The organism is Armatimonadota bacterium (assembly GCA_028871815.1).
In the GTDB taxonomy this organism is placed as follows: Bacteria; Armatimonadota; Chthonomonadetes; order Chthonomonadales; family Chthonomonadaceae; genus REEB205.
The window spans coordinates 61,568-77,655 of record JAGWMJ010000008.1; the positions used below are offsets into that span (position 1 = coordinate 61,568).

General features: G+C 63.2%; 18 protein-coding genes and 1 tRNA gene. 12 read left to right on the forward strand and 7 right to left on the reverse strand.

The features are described 5' to 3' along the window. Positions 1–2 precede the first annotated feature (2 nt). Positions 3–908: a metallophosphoesterase gene (locus KGJ62_10600; GenBank protein ID MDE2127029.1), complete on the reverse strand. Its 906-nt coding sequence runs from the start codon at positions 906–908 to the stop codon at positions 3–5. On the opposite strand from KGJ62_10600, the gene KGJ62_10605 reads away from it, so the two are divergent. The 5 genes from KGJ62_10605 (at position 907) to KGJ62_10625 (ending at position 5,458) form a co-directional block, all read left to right on the forward strand. Beyond that, positions 907–1,986, forward strand: coding sequence for a YchF family ATPase (locus tag KGJ62_10605; protein MDE2127030.1), 1,080 nt, complete (start codon positions 907–909; stop codon positions 1,984–1,986). The two genes, KGJ62_10600 and KGJ62_10605, sit on opposite strands and share 2 nt — an antisense overlap. A 6-nt stretch (positions 1,987–1,992) precedes the next feature. Continuing rightward, positions 1,993–3,120, forward strand: a complete 1,128-nt coding sequence (locus KGJ62_10610) for a rhomboid family intramembrane serine protease (GenBank protein MDE2127031.1) — start codon at positions 1,993–1,995, stop codon at positions 3,118–3,120. Between the two features lie 100 nt (positions 3,121–3,220). Then, positions 3,221–3,796 carry a sigma-70 family RNA polymerase sigma factor gene (locus KGJ62_10615; GenBank protein MDE2127032.1) on the forward strand — a complete coding sequence of 192 codons (576 nt, stop codon included), beginning with the start codon at positions 3,221–3,223 and terminating at the stop codon, positions 3,794–3,796. Then, positions 3,793–4,371: a zf-HC2 domain-containing protein gene (locus tag KGJ62_10620; GenBank protein MDE2127033.1), complete on the forward strand. Its 579-nt coding sequence runs from the start codon at positions 3,793–3,795 to the stop codon at positions 4,369–4,371. The genes KGJ62_10615 and KGJ62_10620 overlap by 4 nt, the downstream gene beginning before the upstream one ends. A 115-nt stretch (positions 4,372–4,486) precedes the next feature. After that, positions 4,487–5,458 carry a hypothetical protein gene (locus KGJ62_10625; GenBank protein MDE2127034.1) on the forward strand — a complete coding sequence of 324 codons (972 nt, stop codon included), beginning with the start codon at positions 4,487–4,489 and terminating at the stop codon, positions 5,456–5,458. On the opposite strand, the gene KGJ62_10630 is transcribed toward KGJ62_10625, so the two are convergent. The 3 genes from KGJ62_10630 to KGJ62_10640 are packed head-to-tail and all read right to left on the reverse strand — an operon-like array spanning position 5,455 to position 7,313. Next, on the reverse strand, positions 5,455–6,156 hold the full coding sequence (locus tag KGJ62_10630) for a zf-HC2 domain-containing protein (GenBank protein MDE2127035.1): 702 nt from the start codon (positions 6,154–6,156) through the stop codon (positions 5,455–5,457). The genes KGJ62_10625 and KGJ62_10630 overlap by 4 nt on opposite strands. 42 nt (positions 6,157–6,198) lie before the next feature. Further along, the gene (locus tag KGJ62_10635) at positions 6,199–6,786 is read right to left on the reverse strand and encodes a sigma-70 family RNA polymerase sigma factor (GenBank protein MDE2127036.1); all 588 of its coding nucleotides are present in this window, start codon (positions 6,784–6,786) and stop codon (positions 6,199–6,201) included. Positions 6,787–6,818: 32 nt separating this feature from the next. Continuing rightward, positions 6,819–7,313: a DUF4446 family protein gene (locus KGJ62_10640; protein MDE2127037.1), complete on the reverse strand. Its 495-nt coding sequence runs from the start codon at positions 7,311–7,313 to the stop codon at positions 6,819–6,821. A 72-nt stretch (positions 7,314–7,385) separates the two neighbouring features. Here KGJ62_10640 and lepB point away from each other — a divergent pair, with 72 nt between their 5' ends. Further along, complete coding sequence (lepB, locus tag KGJ62_10645; protein MDE2127038.1) at positions 7,386–7,928, forward strand: signal peptidase I; 543 nt, start codon at positions 7,386–7,388, stop codon at positions 7,926–7,928. Positions 7,929–7,979: 51 nt separating this feature from the next. Continuing rightward, a complete protein-coding gene (locus KGJ62_10650; GenBank protein MDE2127039.1) occupies positions 7,980–8,480 on the forward strand; it encodes an NUDIX domain-containing protein in 501 nt (166 codons plus the stop codon). On the opposite strand, the gene KGJ62_10655 is transcribed toward KGJ62_10650, so the two are convergent. Further along, entirely contained in the window at positions 8,477–9,244 is a 768-nt protein-coding gene (locus tag KGJ62_10655; protein MDE2127040.1) for a ThuA domain-containing protein, read from the reverse strand. The genes KGJ62_10650 and KGJ62_10655 overlap by 4 nt on opposite strands. 16 nt (positions 9,245–9,260) lie before the next feature. Further along, on the reverse strand, positions 9,261–10,361 hold the full coding sequence (locus KGJ62_10660; GenBank protein ID MDE2127041.1) for a DUF2961 domain-containing protein: 1,101 nt from the start codon (positions 10,359–10,361) through the stop codon (positions 9,261–9,263). Positions 10,362–10,531: 170 nt separating this feature from the next. Here KGJ62_10660 and KGJ62_10665 point away from each other — a divergent pair, with 170 nt between their 5' ends. The 5 genes from KGJ62_10665 to KGJ62_10685 all read left to right on the forward strand — a co-directional run bounded on the left by KGJ62_10665 (position 10,532) and on the right by KGJ62_10685 (position 14,150). Continuing rightward, positions 10,532–11,464, forward strand: a complete 933-nt coding sequence (locus KGJ62_10665) for a TIGR01777 family oxidoreductase (GenBank protein ID MDE2127042.1) — start codon at positions 10,532–10,534, stop codon at positions 11,462–11,464. 72 nt (positions 11,465–11,536) lie between these two features. Beyond that, positions 11,537–12,373 carry a mechanosensitive ion channel gene (locus tag KGJ62_10670; protein ID MDE2127043.1) on the forward strand — a complete coding sequence of 279 codons (837 nt, stop codon included), beginning with the start codon at positions 11,537–11,539 and terminating at the stop codon, positions 12,371–12,373. An 89-nt stretch (positions 12,374–12,462) separates the two neighbouring features. Continuing rightward, positions 12,463–12,927 carry a hypothetical protein gene (locus KGJ62_10675; GenBank protein ID MDE2127044.1) on the forward strand — a complete coding sequence of 155 codons (465 nt, stop codon included), beginning with the start codon at positions 12,463–12,465 and terminating at the stop codon, positions 12,925–12,927. Positions 12,928–12,984: 57 nt separating this feature from the next. Next, complete coding sequence (locus tag KGJ62_10680; GenBank protein ID MDE2127045.1) at positions 12,985–14,004, forward strand: Gfo/Idh/MocA family oxidoreductase; 1,020 nt, start codon at positions 12,985–12,987, stop codon at positions 14,002–14,004. Positions 14,005–14,078: 74 nt separating this feature from the next. Continuing rightward, positions 14,079–14,150 (forward strand) — tRNA-Val (locus KGJ62_10685). Between the two features lie 102 nt (positions 14,151–14,252). On the opposite strand, the gene KGJ62_10690 is transcribed toward KGJ62_10685, so the two are convergent. Continuing rightward, entirely contained in the window at positions 14,253–16,058 is a 1,806-nt protein-coding gene (locus KGJ62_10690; protein MDE2127046.1) for a VanW family protein, read from the reverse strand. Between the last annotated feature and the right edge of the window lie 30 nt (positions 16,059–16,088).

Below are 16,088 nucleotides of genomic sequence, written 5' to 3' on the forward strand. Positions count from 1 at the left end.
GCTTAAGCGGGCGTCAGATCGAAGACCGCGATTTCGGGCGGGGCGTTGATGCGCAGCGGGATGCCGATCACGCCCAGGCCGCGGCATACATACAGCCGCCCCGGGCTCAGGCCCGAGCGATACCATCCTGCGATCCACGGCGTGCCGCTATGGATGATCAGTTGCGTCAGCCCCGGGATGTTGATCTGCCTTCCATGCGTGTGGCCGGTTATTGTGAGGCAGGCGTGATCGCGCATCTTACGGAAGTAGGTCGGATTGTGCGTCATTGCAATAACCGGCGCGTTTGCAGGCACCTTTTCGAACGCCGCGACATCGTCCGGCCAGCCCTCGCGAGAGTCGTCGGCGCCAACGAGCCACAGGCCGTTTTGCAAACGCGTACTGGTGTTGGTGAGCACCGGCACACCGATATCGCGAAGGTGCCGCTGAATTACCGGCGCGCCGGTATGGTCATCGCAAACGTAATCGTGGTTGCCGAGGACCGCATAGATGCCCAGCGGCGCATGCAGCCGTGAGAGTTCTTGCGTGCACGATGGCATATAGCGCGACGAGCGGGTAACAAAATCGCCCGTAAGCAGGATGAGCGCGGGCATCTGCGCCATCGCCATATCCACAGCTTGTGCCACAAACTGCTGCGACACACACCAGGAGCGATGTAGGTCGCTGATCTGCACGGCTCGGATGGGCGCAGTCAACCCGCGTACGGGCACGCGATGGCGCGTGACCTGCATCGAACTGACCTCGCCAAGGCCCTCGCCGAGCGCAGCGGTGCCTACGACGGCGGCCAGCCGGGTAATCGCGTCTCGGCGTGTGATCCATTCGCTCGATGGATCGTCATCCAGTTGGCATGCCACCAGCGCTTTGCGGGGGGCCTGTGGCGCGGCGTCCATCGTGCTACTATTATAGAACATGAAGACTGGCATCATCGGCCTGCCGCAGAGCGGCAAGACCACGCTGTACAACGCGGTTTCGCGTTCCTCTGTAGATCTTTACGCAGACAGCGAGCCTCGTATCGCCGTCATCCAGGTTCCGGATCCCCGATTTGAACATGCGGTGGCCGTTTGCAGCCCCAAGAAGCGCACCCCCGCCACGCTGGAGATCACCGACGGCGCCGCACGGATTGAGGCTGCTGCGCACTCCAGGTCCGGCGGGCGCGGCACGGGCGACTTTCTAGCCGGTGTGAGGTTGATGGACGCGCTGGTGCTGGTTGTGCGGGCTTTTCGCGACGCGGCCGGCGCCGCTACCGATCCGGTTCGCGACGCCCAGCAGCTGATGGAGGAGCTGGTGCTCGCCGACCAGATACTGGTGGAGACGCGCCTGGAGCGGCTGGAGAAGGGTCACCTTCAGAAGCGCGAGTCACCTGCGGAGGCCGCTGAGCGTCACGCCCTCTTGAAGGTGCTGGTACACCTTGAGGCCGGCCTCGCCCTGCGGACGCTGGAGATGACCGAAGACGAGCAGCGCTGCCTTCGCGGCTTTGCGTTCGTTTCCGCAAAGCCGCTTATCGTGGTGGCCAACACCGACGAGGGGGCGGATGCCGACTCTCCGGAAATCAGTGCGCTCTCCGCGTTTGCCGGTCAGCATGGCGCCGGATTTACCGCGCTCTGCTGCAAACTGGAGGCCGAAATTGCTCAGATGAATCCCGCGGAAGAGCGCGAGTTTCTGGAGGCGCTGGGCCTGGCGGCTCCAGCGCGCGACAGGTTGATCCGCGAGGCCTACTCCGCGTTGGGGCTGATCTGCTTCTTTACCGTAGGCGATGACGAAGTCCGCGCCTGGACCGTAGCGAAAGGGACAATAGCTGTTCAGGCAGCCGAGAAGATTCACTCCGATATCGCCCGTGGTTTCATCCGGGCCGAGGTGATTGCGTGGGAGTTGTTTGAAGCGGCCGGCGGATGCTGGGACGACGCTCGCGGCGCCGGCCATGCGAGGTTGGAAGGCAAAGAGTATATCGTCCGGGACGGCGACGTTATGCACATCCGGTTCAAGGTTTAGGCTGCGTTGACCACCAACTCCGTGCGACAAGCTCGATCACAATGGCCGCCGGTTACGACCGGCCTTCTTGTGATCATTGGTCTCATTTTTGTCGCGATGATGAATGTGGGTCACCAGCGACCCGATGTTGTGGGCATGGCGTTTGGGGACCAGGAGCCCGCGATGGTGCGAGCTGGACAGTGGTGGCGCCTGATCACTCCGATTTTTCTGCACGCGAGCGTCCCGCATGTTGCGCTGAACGGCCTTTCGCTCTGGATGCTCGGAAGCTTTATGGAGCGGACCTATGGCTCGCGGCGCTTCTTCCTTATCTTTGTGGTCACGGGAATTTGCGGAAGCCTGCTCAGCCAGTTTTTTCTCCACAACGCGTCACTTGGGGCGTCGGGCGCGATCTTCGGATTGGTGGGCGCCGGCATGGCGTTTCCGATACGCTTCAAGCGGCTGGTCAATCCCGAAGCCGGCCGGTCGATCTTCCGTCAGTTACTGTTTATCACGGTTATCAACCTTGGCTACGGCTTGATGGAGTCGCAGACGATTGATAACTACGCGCATATTGGGGGCTTGATCAGTGGATTGGCAATGGGATGCCTGCTTATTCCCGAGGTTCTGGACCGCCGTCGAGACAGCCGCCGGGCGGCTGCCCTTGCCGCCACGTGCGGGGCGTTGGGTCTGCTGATACTGGTTTCCGGCGGCTTGCAGGCGCTGTGGACGCATCGGATGCTCGCAGAAGGCGGTTCGTGGGCGTACAAGCTCGAGGAATATGGGTCACAATCGGCACAACGAGCATGGCAGTGCCAGCTTCCCGTCACTTGGAAGACCGTGGAAGGCGCCTCTAACGGGCTTGGAATTGCGACTGGGCCAAATGGTTTGCAGTTGAGCGTGACGTACACGCCGGACCTACCGCGCACCGTGGTCACCGCAACGGCCGCCGCCAACGGGTATCGGGTGAGCCCGTACAGTAGCCGTGACCGTACTGTTTGGGTGCTGCCTCGCGCTACAACGGCGACTCAGTCGGCGCTGCTGTGGTCGTCGCAAGCCGGACTTCTGCAGATGTCTCTCACGGGCCCTAAGGCAAAGCGGACCCTGTTTGAAGTGCTGATTGCATTCACGGTTCCAGCACAGGGGACCGGCCGGTAGGATCGTTGTGCAGGACGTTGGCTAACGGGCCGGGAACTGAATGCGCAGCATCCCACGATATTAAGTGTTGAGAGTGACGCTTCGGAGGGAACCACGCGGTATGTACCGGCGCAACGGACAGACGGAAGACACGGCGGCGCTGTTTGAGGAGCTGCTGCACGAGCATGAAGCGGCGATATACCGCGTTGGCTTCCGCCTGACCGGCAACCACGAAGACGCGGAGGACCTTGTTCAGGATGCGCTCTTCGACGCCTTCCTGGGCTTCGACCGGTTTGAATCCGGCACGAACTTTGATCGGTGGATATTCCGGATTCTGCACACCACGTATGTGGATGCGCAGCGGCGAGCTATCAGCAGGCTGAATGGGCATCGCAACCTCAGTCTTGACGACGAAGGGCTGGAGAAGTTAGCGGACCACTCGCTTCCGCCGGACGCCAGACTAATGGCCGGCGCTCTGGATGAACCCTGGCAGCAGGGGCTGATGAGGCTGAAGCCGGACCAGCGCATGCTGCTGGTATTGTGCGATATCGAGGGACTCTCTTATGAGGAGGCGGCTCAGGTAATGGGCCGCTCAGTGGGTACCGTGCGGTCTCGTCTGCATCGGGCGCGGCTCCAGTTGCGCAAGCTTCTGCAGCCGATGCTCTCTTTAAAACCGAAGGAACCTGCGCGAAAATGAATCTTGATTGCAAACACGTAGAGGCCTATTTGGGGCTTTGGGCGGATGACAGTCTGGGCGTGAAGCAGGCCCTGGCAGTTCGGCGCCACCTGGATGACTGCCAGCAATGCAGCCTTGCGGCAGCGGAGCTCCGACGCCTGAAGCGCGACATGCTTCGGGTTGCAGCCCCTGCTGCCCGCGCGGACTTCTGGGAGCGCATGCATCACGATCTGCGAGCAATTGGCGACCGCGGGCGCATGTGTGCTGCAGCTGCACGTGCCGCGGAGCGGCGTCGCATTCGTGACCACCACAGGCGGCATGGTCAGGTGATACGGTCGGCGGCGGTAGCCGCCGTAGGTATTACGATGATGGCAGTTCTGCCGTACGTCCCATTCGCCCGCTACCGGCGGCCGGCCCTCATCGCCGGCAAGGGCTCCGCGGCGCCGAGCCAATCGATCAGTATCGATTCGATTGTTGCGGCTCACATGGCGAGCGGCGCCACTTTGCCATGGGCCGATTCCGGGCGAGCGCGATACGTGGTTGCCCAGGCCCGCGCCGCCGATTGGAGTGGCGACGGCGATCTGGACCTGAAGTAACCTTGAAGATTTGGCTCCGATGACGCGGTTCTGGCCGCAGTGCGCTGCTGTTGGTTGCTCGGCGCTAGCGGCTGCGGCAGGCGGCGCGCAGCAGCGGCCGTCGGCGGAGAGTGCGTTGCGCCGAGCGTTTAGCGCTCCGTTCCACTTACGATATGCCGGCATCCAGACCGTTCTGACATTCGCCGCCGGGCAGGGAACCGCATCGGTCACTGCGGAACTGCACCCGGCGCCGGGCAAGTTCCGCATCGCCTACATCAATCCGGCCAGCAGCCGCGGTCGCCTTGAACAGAGCGACGGGCGGGTTGATCGGCTCTACCTGCCGGCCCAACGACTCGTGGTGGTTTCAGCCGCGACGGGCCAGTCTGCCGACCCGGCCGCCATTCGGAGGTCGATCCGGCGGCTCGAGCGGAACTATCGACTCCAGATTGCGCGAAGTGTCCATGGGGTAGACGGTCGCGCTGCCTGGCGAGTGCGCATCACACCGCTTGACCACGCACGCCCGCGCCAGGTTCTTTGGATTGACCGGTCGACCTGGCTGATAACCCGGCGGGCAACCTACACGGCCGATGGCGCGGAAGCGTCGCGCAGCTCGTGGAGGCTCCTGCGGGTTGGTGGTGCGGTGCCGACCAGCTTACCCAGCTGGCACGATCCGCCACATGCGCGGGTAGTTACCACCATCGGCAGCAGCAGCAGGCTGGCGACGCCGGCGGCGGCCCAGCGCGCCACCGGCGGCGCGGTGGTGCCTGCCAGGATCGGCGGTGGTTTCGGGTTTGATTCAGCCCGCACGATGCGTGCCAAGGGTAGCACCGGGGTATTGGTGACCTATTCGGACGGACTTAACGCAGTTTCGCTGCTGCTGCTGCCGGGCCGGCGCACCATTGCCGTCTCCCCGAGCGACGTAGCGTTAAAAGCTCCGGCGATGCCTGGACGACAGGATCAGCGCGAGATGCGTCGTGGGATGCTGACGATACTTTGGTGGTACGATCCGCGCCTGAACGCCACAGCATCGCTGCAGGGCGAAGTGACGCCGCAGCTCCTGCTGAAGCTGGCAATGAACGTTGTTCCAACCGCACATAAGCAGCGTTAGCGGCGCCAGAGCTTGAGGTGCAGCTGGATCGGACTTGCGCCGCCACTTTCCGGAGTTGCCGTTATATCCAGCGAATCACCAATAGGATCGCTGGTAATCGGTACAACCAATGTGATGATGCCATGCGCAGCCTGGGCGCCCGGAACCGAAGCGGCTGCCGCTCCGGCAACACGGATGCTGTAGACCGTGCCCGTGGGGGTCACTGGCAGCTGGAGGTGCAGAAAAAGCCTGGCGCCGTTTGGCGCCTGCGTCCACTCCGCATACGAAGAGTTGGCCGGTGGCACGGCGCTTCCGTGATGCATCACCAGTTGGAGCAGCCAGCCGGGCCCAAGCTCCGCCTTCTGAACCTTGGGAACGGAAACGAATGCGCTAAGGATGATCACCGCTGCGCCGGCAAGTGCGAGCGAGCGTGGGCGCAGCAAAAGTGCGAGCGATGGAAGCGAGAAACCAACGCGCCGGCTGGGAGACGCTTCCGGCCGGCGACTGGCGATACCGGCCCACACGGCTGTGTGGAGCTCGGCAGGCGCATCCACGGCCGGCAGCGCGTCCAACTCTCGCCACAACTTGCCGACACCGTCGTACGCCTCACGGCAGCTTGTGCAGTCGCCCAGGTGTGCGGCCACGGCGACGCGCAGCGGCTTTTCCATGGAACCGCCCACGTAGTCGGAGACCAGGTCCAACACCTCGTTGCACTTCATGACCGCGGCCTTTCCAAATCGATAATCAACGGTGAGACGATGCTATGGCAGCAAGAGTTCCCGCGATTCGAGCAGGCGCGAGCGCAATGTGAGGCGGGCGCGGTTCAGGCGCGACTTCACCGTTCCAATCGGCAGGTCCATCGCTTCGGCGATCTCCTCATACGACAGTCCCTCGGTATGGTAGAGAACAATCATCGCACGCTGATAATCCGGCAGGGTTTCAATTGCCTGCTGAATGGTTTCGGCCCGCTCGCGCTGCTCTGCGACCTCGGACGGCCGCGGCGCCGGATCTTCCACCTGACGCGATACTGAACTCTCGTCCAGACTGATGTACTCCTCCAGCGAGAGGTGTGTCCGGTTTTGCGCGCGTTTCCGCCGGTCGAGGTAGACGTTGGTAACGATGCGGTACAGCCATGTGGAAAAGTTGGCGTCGCCGCGAAAGAGCTTGATCGCCTGAAAGACGCGGATAAAGGCATCCACGCTCACATCGTTGGCATCGTCGTAGTTGCCCGTAAGCCGATAGGCCAGGTTGTAGACGCGCTTTTGGTAGGTGGCCATCAACCGATCGAAGGCATTACGGTCGCCACGTTTGCACTGCTCGATGATCCGCTGCTCGCTTGCATCTTCCATGGTAAGTCGTGGACGCGTCGAACCGAACGGACCTACGTGCGACTGCGTTCCAGGGCCAGCTCTTCTTCGTGCGAGAGCGTGTGGCTCGGCTTGCCGTTTGCGCATGCCTTTGCGTAGACCTGTACGCTGTTGCGGCTGCGTACGCTGCTCAGGATCACGCCATCACCTACGGCGTTGAGCAGCGCCACAGAAAAACTCTGCTCTCCACCCACATCGTCAAACGCGTTATACCGCACCATGCCGCACCGCTGCAGACACAAGGGCAGTCCTGCCTGCAGCACCGACACCGCAGTTTCAAGTTGAGCCATATCGCCCTGAATAGTCCGCACCGCATCGATATGGTGATTCAACGCACCCTCAAAGCTTCCATCGGTGGCGCCTCGCGTCATCTGATCCAGGCGTGCCCGTAGAGCACGACCGCGGTGAATCTCGCGACCAAGAAGGATGGCCATCAGCACAAGAAGAACGGCGAGCACCACGATGGCCACGCCGGCCTCCGGCATGAGTACCCTGTTCAGTGTCTCCAAATATGCCCCTCCGCACGCGGGTATAATTCCCCCGCGGCGCCGGACCCGACGACGAGGCGCCAGGAGTTCCGGATGGCCCCCGCACGCCGCAGGCAGCAGGTGCTGCTGATTGCTTTCATACTATTAGCAACGTTCTTCGTGTTGAACTACCGTATCGCCATCGTGCGTGGCGCCTCCATGGAACCGACCTACTTCGACGGCCGCGTGATACTTGCTCGGAGATATCCCTGGCCAGACCGGGATTTGAAGCGCGGTGACGTGGTGTTGATGCGTCACGATCGCGGCATCATCATCAAGCGCGTAGCGCGCCTACCGGGCGACATCATCGACACCTCTTACCCAAACCTGCTCGCCTACGCGCAGGCGGGCGGGCTTACGGACTACTTTCAGCAGACCTCGATTCAGACCCCTCGGGGCATGCAGGTTACGTACACGGTTCCGGCAGGGTTTATTGAAGTACTGGGTGACAATCCGCGCGTTTCCGATGACAGTCGAATGTTCGGCCCGGTTTCGATTCGCGACGTAGTCGGTGTAGTGGTTGGGGCGCCTGCCGGTCCGGCTCCGCTGCCGCAACACCCGCGCTACCAGACGCCCTCGCCGGGCCAGGCTGGATGATCACCCGTATTGTAGCACCGCATCCGCGGATGGAATGAACCGACGGAAGGAATGCAAACCTGTAGAATCCCGCGCTTCCCAAGCGTGGACTGGAGGCAAGGGCGCACCACGTTTACTGCTGGAGCGCCGCCGATATCGGATCGCATCCTGGCCGCGATAGTCTTCGCCATCCAGGCTCAGCGATTTCTGTTGGCCGATATTGTTGGGCGCGGATGGTGTGTGCCGGGCGGCGGCCTGGAGCACGGCGAGACGCTGGAGGCGTGTGTCCGCCGTGAAACGCTGGAAGAAGCCGGCGCGCGATTGGGCAGCCTGGTGTATCTGGGCGTTTTCACCGTGGCCCGACGGCCGCTGCCGCCATTATGCGTCCCGGCGTACCGATCTCCGGTGCTGGCTCTGGGGCCGGTGGGTATGCCGGGTGAATCGCGTGGGGTGCGCCTGGTTCGCCCTAACGAACTCTCAACTGCCTATTACCGGTGGGATGCCCTGCTTGAAGCGGTGTTTGCCTACGCCGAGCAACACCACACGAGCGGATACCCGCCTGCCGGCGCTTAAGCGTCGGCGCGCAGCGCTTGCGGGGCGCACCAGAGCGCGGCATTGTAGAGTATGCGCCGAACCGCGGGGTGGAAATAGGTTGGAAACGTCTCGTGGCCGGGCCGGAAATAGAACGCGCGGCAGATTCCTTCGCCTTCGCCCACGCCGCCACCCGGTCCACACGCAAAGCCTTCCGTTCTACCGGGTCCCACCGTCCAGCACAACCCGGAAGGAAACGTTTCGTTTCCGAGGGGGAAGTGTGATTGAAGCACCATACAAAGCGGCGGTGGAACGTCGAACGGCGCTCCGTACATCTCTTCCTGGTGAAGCGTGAAATCCTCCACGCCCTGAGCGATGGGATGCCATGGGGCGCAGACTCGTACATGTTCCACGTCGGGCGGAGTGGTTTCGCGCCAGCCGCCTTTCAGATTGCCGGACGCGCCCACCACCCACTGGAACGCCTTGCTGTAGTGGGCGGAGTGCAGCGCTACAAGGCCCATGCCGCGCTCGTGGGCCTGCCGCTGGACACGCCCCGCAGTCTCGTCGGTAACTTCTCCATGCCGGGCGTGACCCCACCAAAACAGGACGTCGGTCGCATCCAGATCCGCCTGCGACACGCCCTGCCCCGCCTCGTCGAGGTTCCCTACCGTCACCTGAAGACGGCCGGTGTCGAGCTCTTCCAGTCCCTCTGCGATACTGCCGTTGATGCTGGTCGGGTAGATATCGCGCGGGGCATGAGACGGGTGCTCATCCCACACGCGCACACGTAACCGTGTCGAAGCCATAAAACGATCGCCTCCTCTATATCACTTCCAGTCCGTCTCGATCGGGCAGTGTTGGGAATCGCGCGTGGGGTTCGCGCTGATACCAGACAGCCAACGATGCGATGTCATCCTGAAGCGGCAGATACCGCCCGCCGGAACGCCACCCGAGCGCCTGTATGGTGACGCGTATATCGCTTTGAAACCGAATCGGGTCCGGCACGTGCCAACGGTACATGCCAAATCGCTGCTGCGAGCGGTAGAGGCCGCCGTCGCCGGCGCTGATCACCTGCGACAGGCCCAGCCATGGCGTCGAGAAGACGCAGTAGGTACCGATAGGCTGTTCAAAATCCCACGCGCCGCCAAAGTAGTCTTCAGTACCGGTGCCACAGATCGTCGGAAACTCCGTGTCACCATCCAGATAGAACTTGGCTTCGCCCTCGCCCCACCACCCGGTATTGTTGCTTTGCCATGCGATGTAGGTTCCCACATAGTGGCCCTGACCGTGTACGCCATCCAGCAAAGTATGCACGTCACCATACTTGAGTGGGTTGCTGCGACGGAACTGCGCATGCAGATAGGCGCACTCCTCCGGAACATCGGTGAGCGTGTAGGTGACCTGATAGTAGTAGCCATGGCAGACATCGTCGGAGAGGTTCTGGATGGTAATGAGGGCGGACTTCCGGAACGGCATCTCCCAGTAGCTGTTGAACCCACCGGCCGGGTTGACGGCAATAGGAGCCGAATTGACCAGGCTGCGCTGGCACCAGCCGTTACAGAAGAAATCACCCAGTGGCGCCTCTACCGAGGGCTCCGTCTCGCCGTCCCAGTAGATGCGGAGCACCAGGCGGCGCCACCACTCCGGGCTTACCGTGTTCCAGATATGTTGAATCGCGCCCGGTCCGTTGATTTCGGCCAGTGTCGTAACTGAGTTCGGCTGCAGCGATACGGATGGCGAGACCTTCCAGCCCTGGCCGAGGTCGCGAGCCGCGCGGGCGCCGGTACCCTCCGTGGCCATGCCGGCCCGGCCCTTTTCGCCGCTGTAATTCTCGGCGCTGATGGATCGCGTTTGCGCTGCGGAGAGGCGCGAGATATTGTGCAGTCCCATCCCAAGTCCATTGAACGATTCTTGCTGAGGCATCTTGCTCCCCGGTACATAGAAAGGTGCGGCGCATGGCGGCGCCGCCATCGGTTCGCCCCGTGCCCTAGCGATACCTGCCGCGGTCTGTATATAGGCGAACGGCGGCGGCGCCGGCAGCACGGAGGGTACCATCGGGCTGCAGCTTGCCCGCTACAAACGAAGGTGGAAGTATGAAATGCGTGGTCACCGGAGCTACAGGGTTTATCGGCCGCACACTGTGTGCCTACCTGAAAGGGCAGCAGCACGAGGTAACGGCGCTCTCACGCAACGCGATGCGGGCCGTTACGCAGCTGCCGCAGGGCGTTGAGTGCGTTAGCTGGGGGCCGGATGCCGAACCGGAGTGGAAGCGGCGGGTAGCCGCGGCAGATGCGGTCTTCCACCTTGCGGGCGAATCGATTGCCGCGAAACGGTGGACACCGCGGGTGAAGCAGGTGCTGAGGGCCTCGCGCACGGAGCCGACCCGTCTGCTGGTTTCGGCAATGCGCGAAGCTTCCACGCGGCCCGGGGTGCTGATCAGCGCCAGCGCAACCGGCTACTATGGCGATTGTGGTGACCGCGAGGTGACGGAAGCGACACCGCAAGGGCACGACTTTCTGGCGCAGGTATGCGGCTCGTGGGAGGCGGAAGCATACAAAGCCGGCGAGTTCGGAGTGCGTGTGGTAGTGATCCGGTTCGGCGTGGTGCTGGGCAGCGGCGGCGCCTTGACGCGCATCCTCTATCCGTTTCCGTTTCATTTATCACCATGGAAGGCGGGTCTTGCCGGCCCACTGGGATCGGGACGTCAGTGGATGCCGTGGATCGACGGTGTGGACGCGGTAAGGCTCATGTCGTGGGCAAGCGCACACACCGAGGCTGCCGGTGGCTTCAACGGGGTGTCGCCGAACCCTGTAACGAACCGCGAGTTTACGCAGACACTGGGGCGAGTGGTCGGAATGTGGACGCCGTTCCGTGTGCCGGCGTTCGCGCTCCGCCTGGCGCTCGGCGAGTTCGCCGAGACCCTGCTGACCGGGCAGCGCGCTATCCCGGCCGCGACGGAGGCACAGGGTTTCAAGTTCCACGCGCCGCTGCTGGAGCCCGTGCTGTGCGCGATCTTGGCGCGGTAGCGGTGGCCGATCCGGCGCTCCGGTGTGCTCCCGCCTCAATGCGTTGCGGTTGGCAGTAAACTAAGCGCCAGAATGGCGCACATCTTTTCGGCAGCACATTGGATGGTAACGGCGCGTGGAGCGTGGCTCCAGGCCGGATCCGCTCTCCTCCGAGTGGTGGCCGTTGTTCTGGTCTATGCCATCGTGCGGTTTGTGCTTCTGCGATCCGTTGAGGTCTTGCTTGCCGGGCTGATCCGGCGCGAACAGCGAATTGAGGCTACCGCCTTGCAGGTCGGCCGCCTGGAAACGATCCGCAGTCTGCTCCGGAGCGTAGTGAACTACATTCTCATCTTCACCTTCGGCGTTCTGCTCCTCAAGGCGGTCGGCTTCGACATGCTTCCGTTCATAACCACCGCCGGTGTGGTGGGCCTGGCCGTTGGCTTCGGCTCGCAAAAACTGGTCAAGGACGTGATCTCCGGCTTCTTCATGATCCTGGATCAGCAGTACGTCGTTGGCGAAACAGTAACCATCGCCGGATTCACCGGACTGGTTCAGGAACTGGGAATGCGTTCAACGCGCATACTGGATTCATCCGGACGCGTTGTGATATTTGCCAACGGAGATATCGGCACAGTGGTCAATCTGTCACGGCACCCGGTGATGGATCCGCTGGAGATATCGGTTGCGGCCAACACCGATCTGCAGAAACTGACTACCACCATCAACTCGGCTGCGGATGTGCTGATGCAGGGCAGCGCCGGCCGCTTGCGGGCCGCTCCAACTGTTGAGGGAATCTCGGGCTTCAGCGCTGCGGCGCTCGTGGTGCGCGTTCAGGTCACCGCGGACCCAACGCACCTGGCCGAACAGACCATGGCGGTCCGGGCGGGACTGCGCCAGGCGCTTCTCGGCGCGGGCATCGTACTGGCGTAGGCGACACGCAGGCGAACAAAACGCAGGAAGAGGCCAGGCCGATGTGGAAAAGAACCGGCGTTGCATATTGCCCAGCGCGAGGTTAAATAATGCCTGTTGAGATTGCCGTGTGTGCGAACGATTCGGCGGCGAACGTGCCCTACTCCGAGATCGCGGCGTACCTATCCGCCTTGCCCGGCGTTGTGGTGCAGGGCAACGACTTTACCTATCGCGACGAAGAGACCGGCGTTTTCTTCGTTGCCAAGCCGGCTCACGGTCCCACGGAGGCCTTCGGGGCTGATGCCGACGGAAACTGCGACCGCGTGCTGGTTCGCATTCCCGGGGAGATGGTGGCGACCACTCGCACCACCGCTGCCGACTTTTGCGCGGCGCTCGCCGCGCACTTCAACTGGAAGATCATTGGTACGGATGGCGCCGTGCTCATCTCGAGTCCCGAGGTACTAAAGAGCCTGGGCGGCGGTCCGTCGTCGGTTCGCTCGGCTGCAGCCGGATGTGGCTCGGTGATCGCTACGTTGATTCTGTGCGCCGTGCTGATTGCGGCCGCCCCCCACTAGACTGCCCTTGCTCGTCAAGCATCCGAATAACTCCGAGTGGAAGGACCCATCGTCTCGATGACAGCAACCTATCGCGTTGGTGCGGCCGGACTATCGCATGATCACGTTTGGGGCGAGCTGAATCACTGGAAGGCCGCCGGTAATGTGGTGCTGGCGGCCGCCGCCGACCCGGACCCTGCCCTGCTGGAGCAGTTTCAGGCAGCCTTCTCCGACGCGCGTGTGTACCGCGATTACCACGAGATGCTTGAGAAAGAGGAGCTTCAGTTTGTGCAGGCCGCTGCCGGCAACAGCGAAGGAGCCAACATTGTAGAAGCCGCCGCTGCTCGCGGTCTGCACGTTGTGAGTGAGAAGCCGATGGCGGCCACGCTGGATCAGGCGACGCGCATGCGTAACGCGGCAGCGCGAGCCGGCACGCTGCTGCTTGTCAACTGGCCGACCGCCTGGAGCGCGGCGTGGCAGGAGCTGGAGCGTCGCGTACTGGCAGGCGATATCGGCGAACCGCGTCACACGCGTTACCGCAGCGCGCACAGCGGCCCGATTGACATCGGATGCTCGCCACAGTTTGTGCATAACCTGATCACGCCGGAGATAAATGGCGCCGGCGCTCTGATGGATTACTGCTGCTATGGCGCCGATCTGGCAGCCCGGCTGCTTGGCCGGCCGATGGCCGTGACGGGAATGCGAGGCTGGTTTGGCGACGAGCAGGCGTACGCGGCATCCGATGACAGCGCGGTGATTGTGGCGCAATACGCGCACGCCTTTGGAGTGTGCGAAGCCAGTTGGTGCCAGCCGGTGGAGACCATCGAGGCGAACCCACTGGTATACGGCAGCGAAGGCGCCATCGGCGTGGTTCGCGGTGAATTGGTGGTATCGCACCGCGGCAAGCAGCGCGAAACGGTTCTCCCACTGCCCACCGAGGCGCCACGCCGCAGCGCCGCAGAGTACATCATTTACCTGGCAGAGAACCGGGCAGCGGCCGAAGGCTTCTGCAGTCCTGAAGTGAGCCTGGTCGCGCAGGAGATCCTGGAACTTGGCCTCCGCGCGGCGAATACGGGCTTGCGCCAGCCGCTTTCGTGACGCAGCGTTGTAAGTGAAACGCCGGGAGCCGGTTGACGCCCGGCGACCCTCCAAGTATAATTGCCGGTGCCTGCAGGCGGTTAGCTCAGTGGTAGAGCACCTCGTTGACACCGAGGGGGTCACTGGTTCAAATCCAGTATCGCCTATATAACGTCTATCGCCGGATCGGCCCGAACCGGGCCGGTTCGGCATTTTGATTCGCCCGAGTGGACGTCACTGCGGCCAGCGATAGGCACCGTGGCTGGCTCTCATTCCCGCTTCAACGATTGAATGTCTCGTTTGCTCGCAGGGCTGATTTCGGCCGCCGACCTCACGTGCCGAAGCAACTCCGTCAGAGCCGCAGCATCGCCGAACTCAAGCTCGGTGACACCATCCACGCCGTGCAGACCGCATTCCTCGGTTGCCACGATGGGCAGACCGGCGGCGGCGGCGGCCAGCAGCGCGCGCGGCGCATCCTCCACCAACGCCGGCTGAACAACGAGTCCGACACCGTTTAGCCAGCCGGCGGCGCCGCGGACTACGCGTCTCGTGCGGCATCCCTCCCAAAAGGTCTCGCCTTCCAGCTCGACGCCGCACAGCACGATTTCCAGATCCAAGGAGCGTGCTGCCTCTCGCAGCTCGAATGCGCCCTTGCGCGCGGCTGTCGGACCAGGGAAAAGGACGGCATTACCAGGCTCAAACCGCACCGCCGACGGTAGGCGCCATGGCAGCCGTAGCGCCTGGCCGGGAAACAGTGCAGCGACTGCTGCATGCGGCGTGATAATATGCTGCGCAGCGCGCAGAGCCGCGGTTTCGGCATCGACCATCCAGGCCGGCGCGCGAAACTCACCCAGCGTCTTGCGTTCGGGATTCAGCGCCATCGCGCCGTCCAGTTTGGCATGGAGCGAGGCCAGCGGCATGCGCGTCATCAATACCTGGAAGCTGCGGCCGCCGAGATGGCCATCGCGCCACAGAAATGGCAGCAGCGACTGCGCCACTGTGACGTCGGTATTATGCGGAGCAAGCGAGCCTGCAAGCGTTGTCGCCAAACGCTCCGCACCCTTAAGCTGGGCGGTCAGCCGGGCGGCGCCGTAACGGCTCAGCCTGCGCGTCTGCCACGACCGCACGAGAGATTGCAAGGAGGCGGCGCGCACGGCGGCGAAACCGGCTGTGTTCCAGGCATGCCGCGGCCGGTTCCAGCGTGCGCCGTCTAGCGGTATTGCAAGCACATCCTGGTCAGTCCGGAAGTCGGTGACGTATTGCTCGAACTCGGGCCAACGTTCATCCATGATCCAGACTCGCGCGCCGGACGGGCCGGGTGAGCGATGTGAATGTTCATATTCGCGGTGCCGGAAACAGGAGTCGACGCCGCATGTCGGGCAGCTGTGCGCCACAACATCGATGCGCGGTCGCAGCGGCAGTATCGCAATTGAGCTCTTGCGTACCGCGCGAGCCGGGGCCTGGCCCCACGCCCGGACGACGAGTTCCGCCCGGGTCATTTCCGCCTGAAGGCGCACGGGCTGCGCCGGCCGGAACCGGAGGTCGATGTAGTTCCACGCAACGGTCGCGTCACGGCCGACCTCGGCCGCCGATCCGGGAATGATGGCGCCGTGCGCGTGTCGCTCCACTATCTCAAAGCCCGCGTCGAGCGCCACGCAGTAGAGTGCGTTGGATAGCTGACACAGGCCGCCGCCAATGGCGGGGTAGAGGCAGCCTTCGCGAAGTTGGCGCCCCTGCGTATAGCCTCGTGCCGGGGTGGCTCTGCCGATCTGCTTCCAGAAGCTGAAGGTTGCGCCGGCCGGCACTGCCGCGCCGTTCAAGCGCCGCAGCGCGCAGCGAAGGTTTTGCACCTTACCCTGCTGCAGGTCGCGCTCCTGAACGGTCGTGTCACTCCAGAGCGGAGTGCGCGACTCTGCGAGCAGGTGAGGAAAACCATCTTGCGGCTGCGCGGGCCATGCCCGGATGCCGGCGCGACCATCTGCAAGAATGCGAAGGCACTGAAGGCAAAGCGCACGGGCGCGGAAGAGCGCGGCGGAAAACCGCGTCGGGCTGCCCGTACCGGCCGTTTCTTGCATGTTCAAACGCCCGATGCGGCGGAAGGTTCA

Coding starts and splice junctions, on each gene's coding strand:
- KGJ62_10635 (MDE2127036.1), bottom strand. CDS start 6,786: ATGGAAGATGCAAGCGAGCAGCGGATCATCGAGCAGTGCAAACGTGGC.
- KGJ62_10660 (MDE2127041.1), bottom strand. CDS start 10,361: ATGCCTCAGCAAGAATCGTTCAATGGACTTGGGATGGGACTGCACAAT.
- lepB (MDE2127038.1), top strand. CDS start 7,386: ATGGCCCCCGCACGCCGCAGGCAGCAGGTGCTGCTGATTGCTTTCATA.
- KGJ62_10690 (MDE2127046.1), bottom strand. CDS start 16,058: ATGCAAGAAACGGCCGGTACGGGCAGCCCGACGCGGTTTTCCGCCGCG.
- KGJ62_10600 (MDE2127029.1), bottom strand. CDS start 908: ATGTTCTATAATAGTAGCACGATGGACGCCGCGCCACAGGCCCCCCGC.
- KGJ62_10620 (MDE2127033.1), top strand. CDS start 3,793: ATGAATCTTGATTGCAAACACGTAGAGGCCTATTTGGGGCTTTGGGCG.
- KGJ62_10680 (MDE2127045.1), top strand. CDS start 12,985: ATGACAGCAACCTATCGCGTTGGTGCGGCCGGACTATCGCATGATCAC.
- KGJ62_10605 (MDE2127030.1), top strand. CDS start 907: ATGAAGACTGGCATCATCGGCCTGCCGCAGAGCGGCAAGACCACGCTG.
- KGJ62_10615 (MDE2127032.1), top strand. CDS start 3,221: ATGTACCGGCGCAACGGACAGACGGAAGACACGGCGGCGCTGTTTGAG.
- KGJ62_10665 (MDE2127042.1), top strand. CDS start 10,532: ATGAAATGCGTGGTCACCGGAGCTACAGGGTTTATCGGCCGCACACTG.
- KGJ62_10655 (MDE2127040.1), bottom strand. CDS start 9,244: ATGGCTTCGACACGGTTACGTGTGCGCGTGTGGGATGAGCACCCGTCT.
- KGJ62_10650 (MDE2127039.1), top strand. CDS start 7,980: ATGCAAACCTGTAGAATCCCGCGCTTCCCAAGCGTGGACTGGAGGCAA.
- KGJ62_10675 (MDE2127044.1), top strand. CDS start 12,463: ATGCCTGTTGAGATTGCCGTGTGTGCGAACGATTCGGCGGCGAACGTG.
- KGJ62_10630 (MDE2127035.1), bottom strand. CDS start 6,156: ATGAAGTGCAACGAGGTGTTGGACCTGGTCTCCGACTACGTGGGCGGT.
- KGJ62_10670 (MDE2127043.1), top strand. CDS start 11,537: ATGGCGCACATCTTTTCGGCAGCACATTGGATGGTAACGGCGCGTGGA.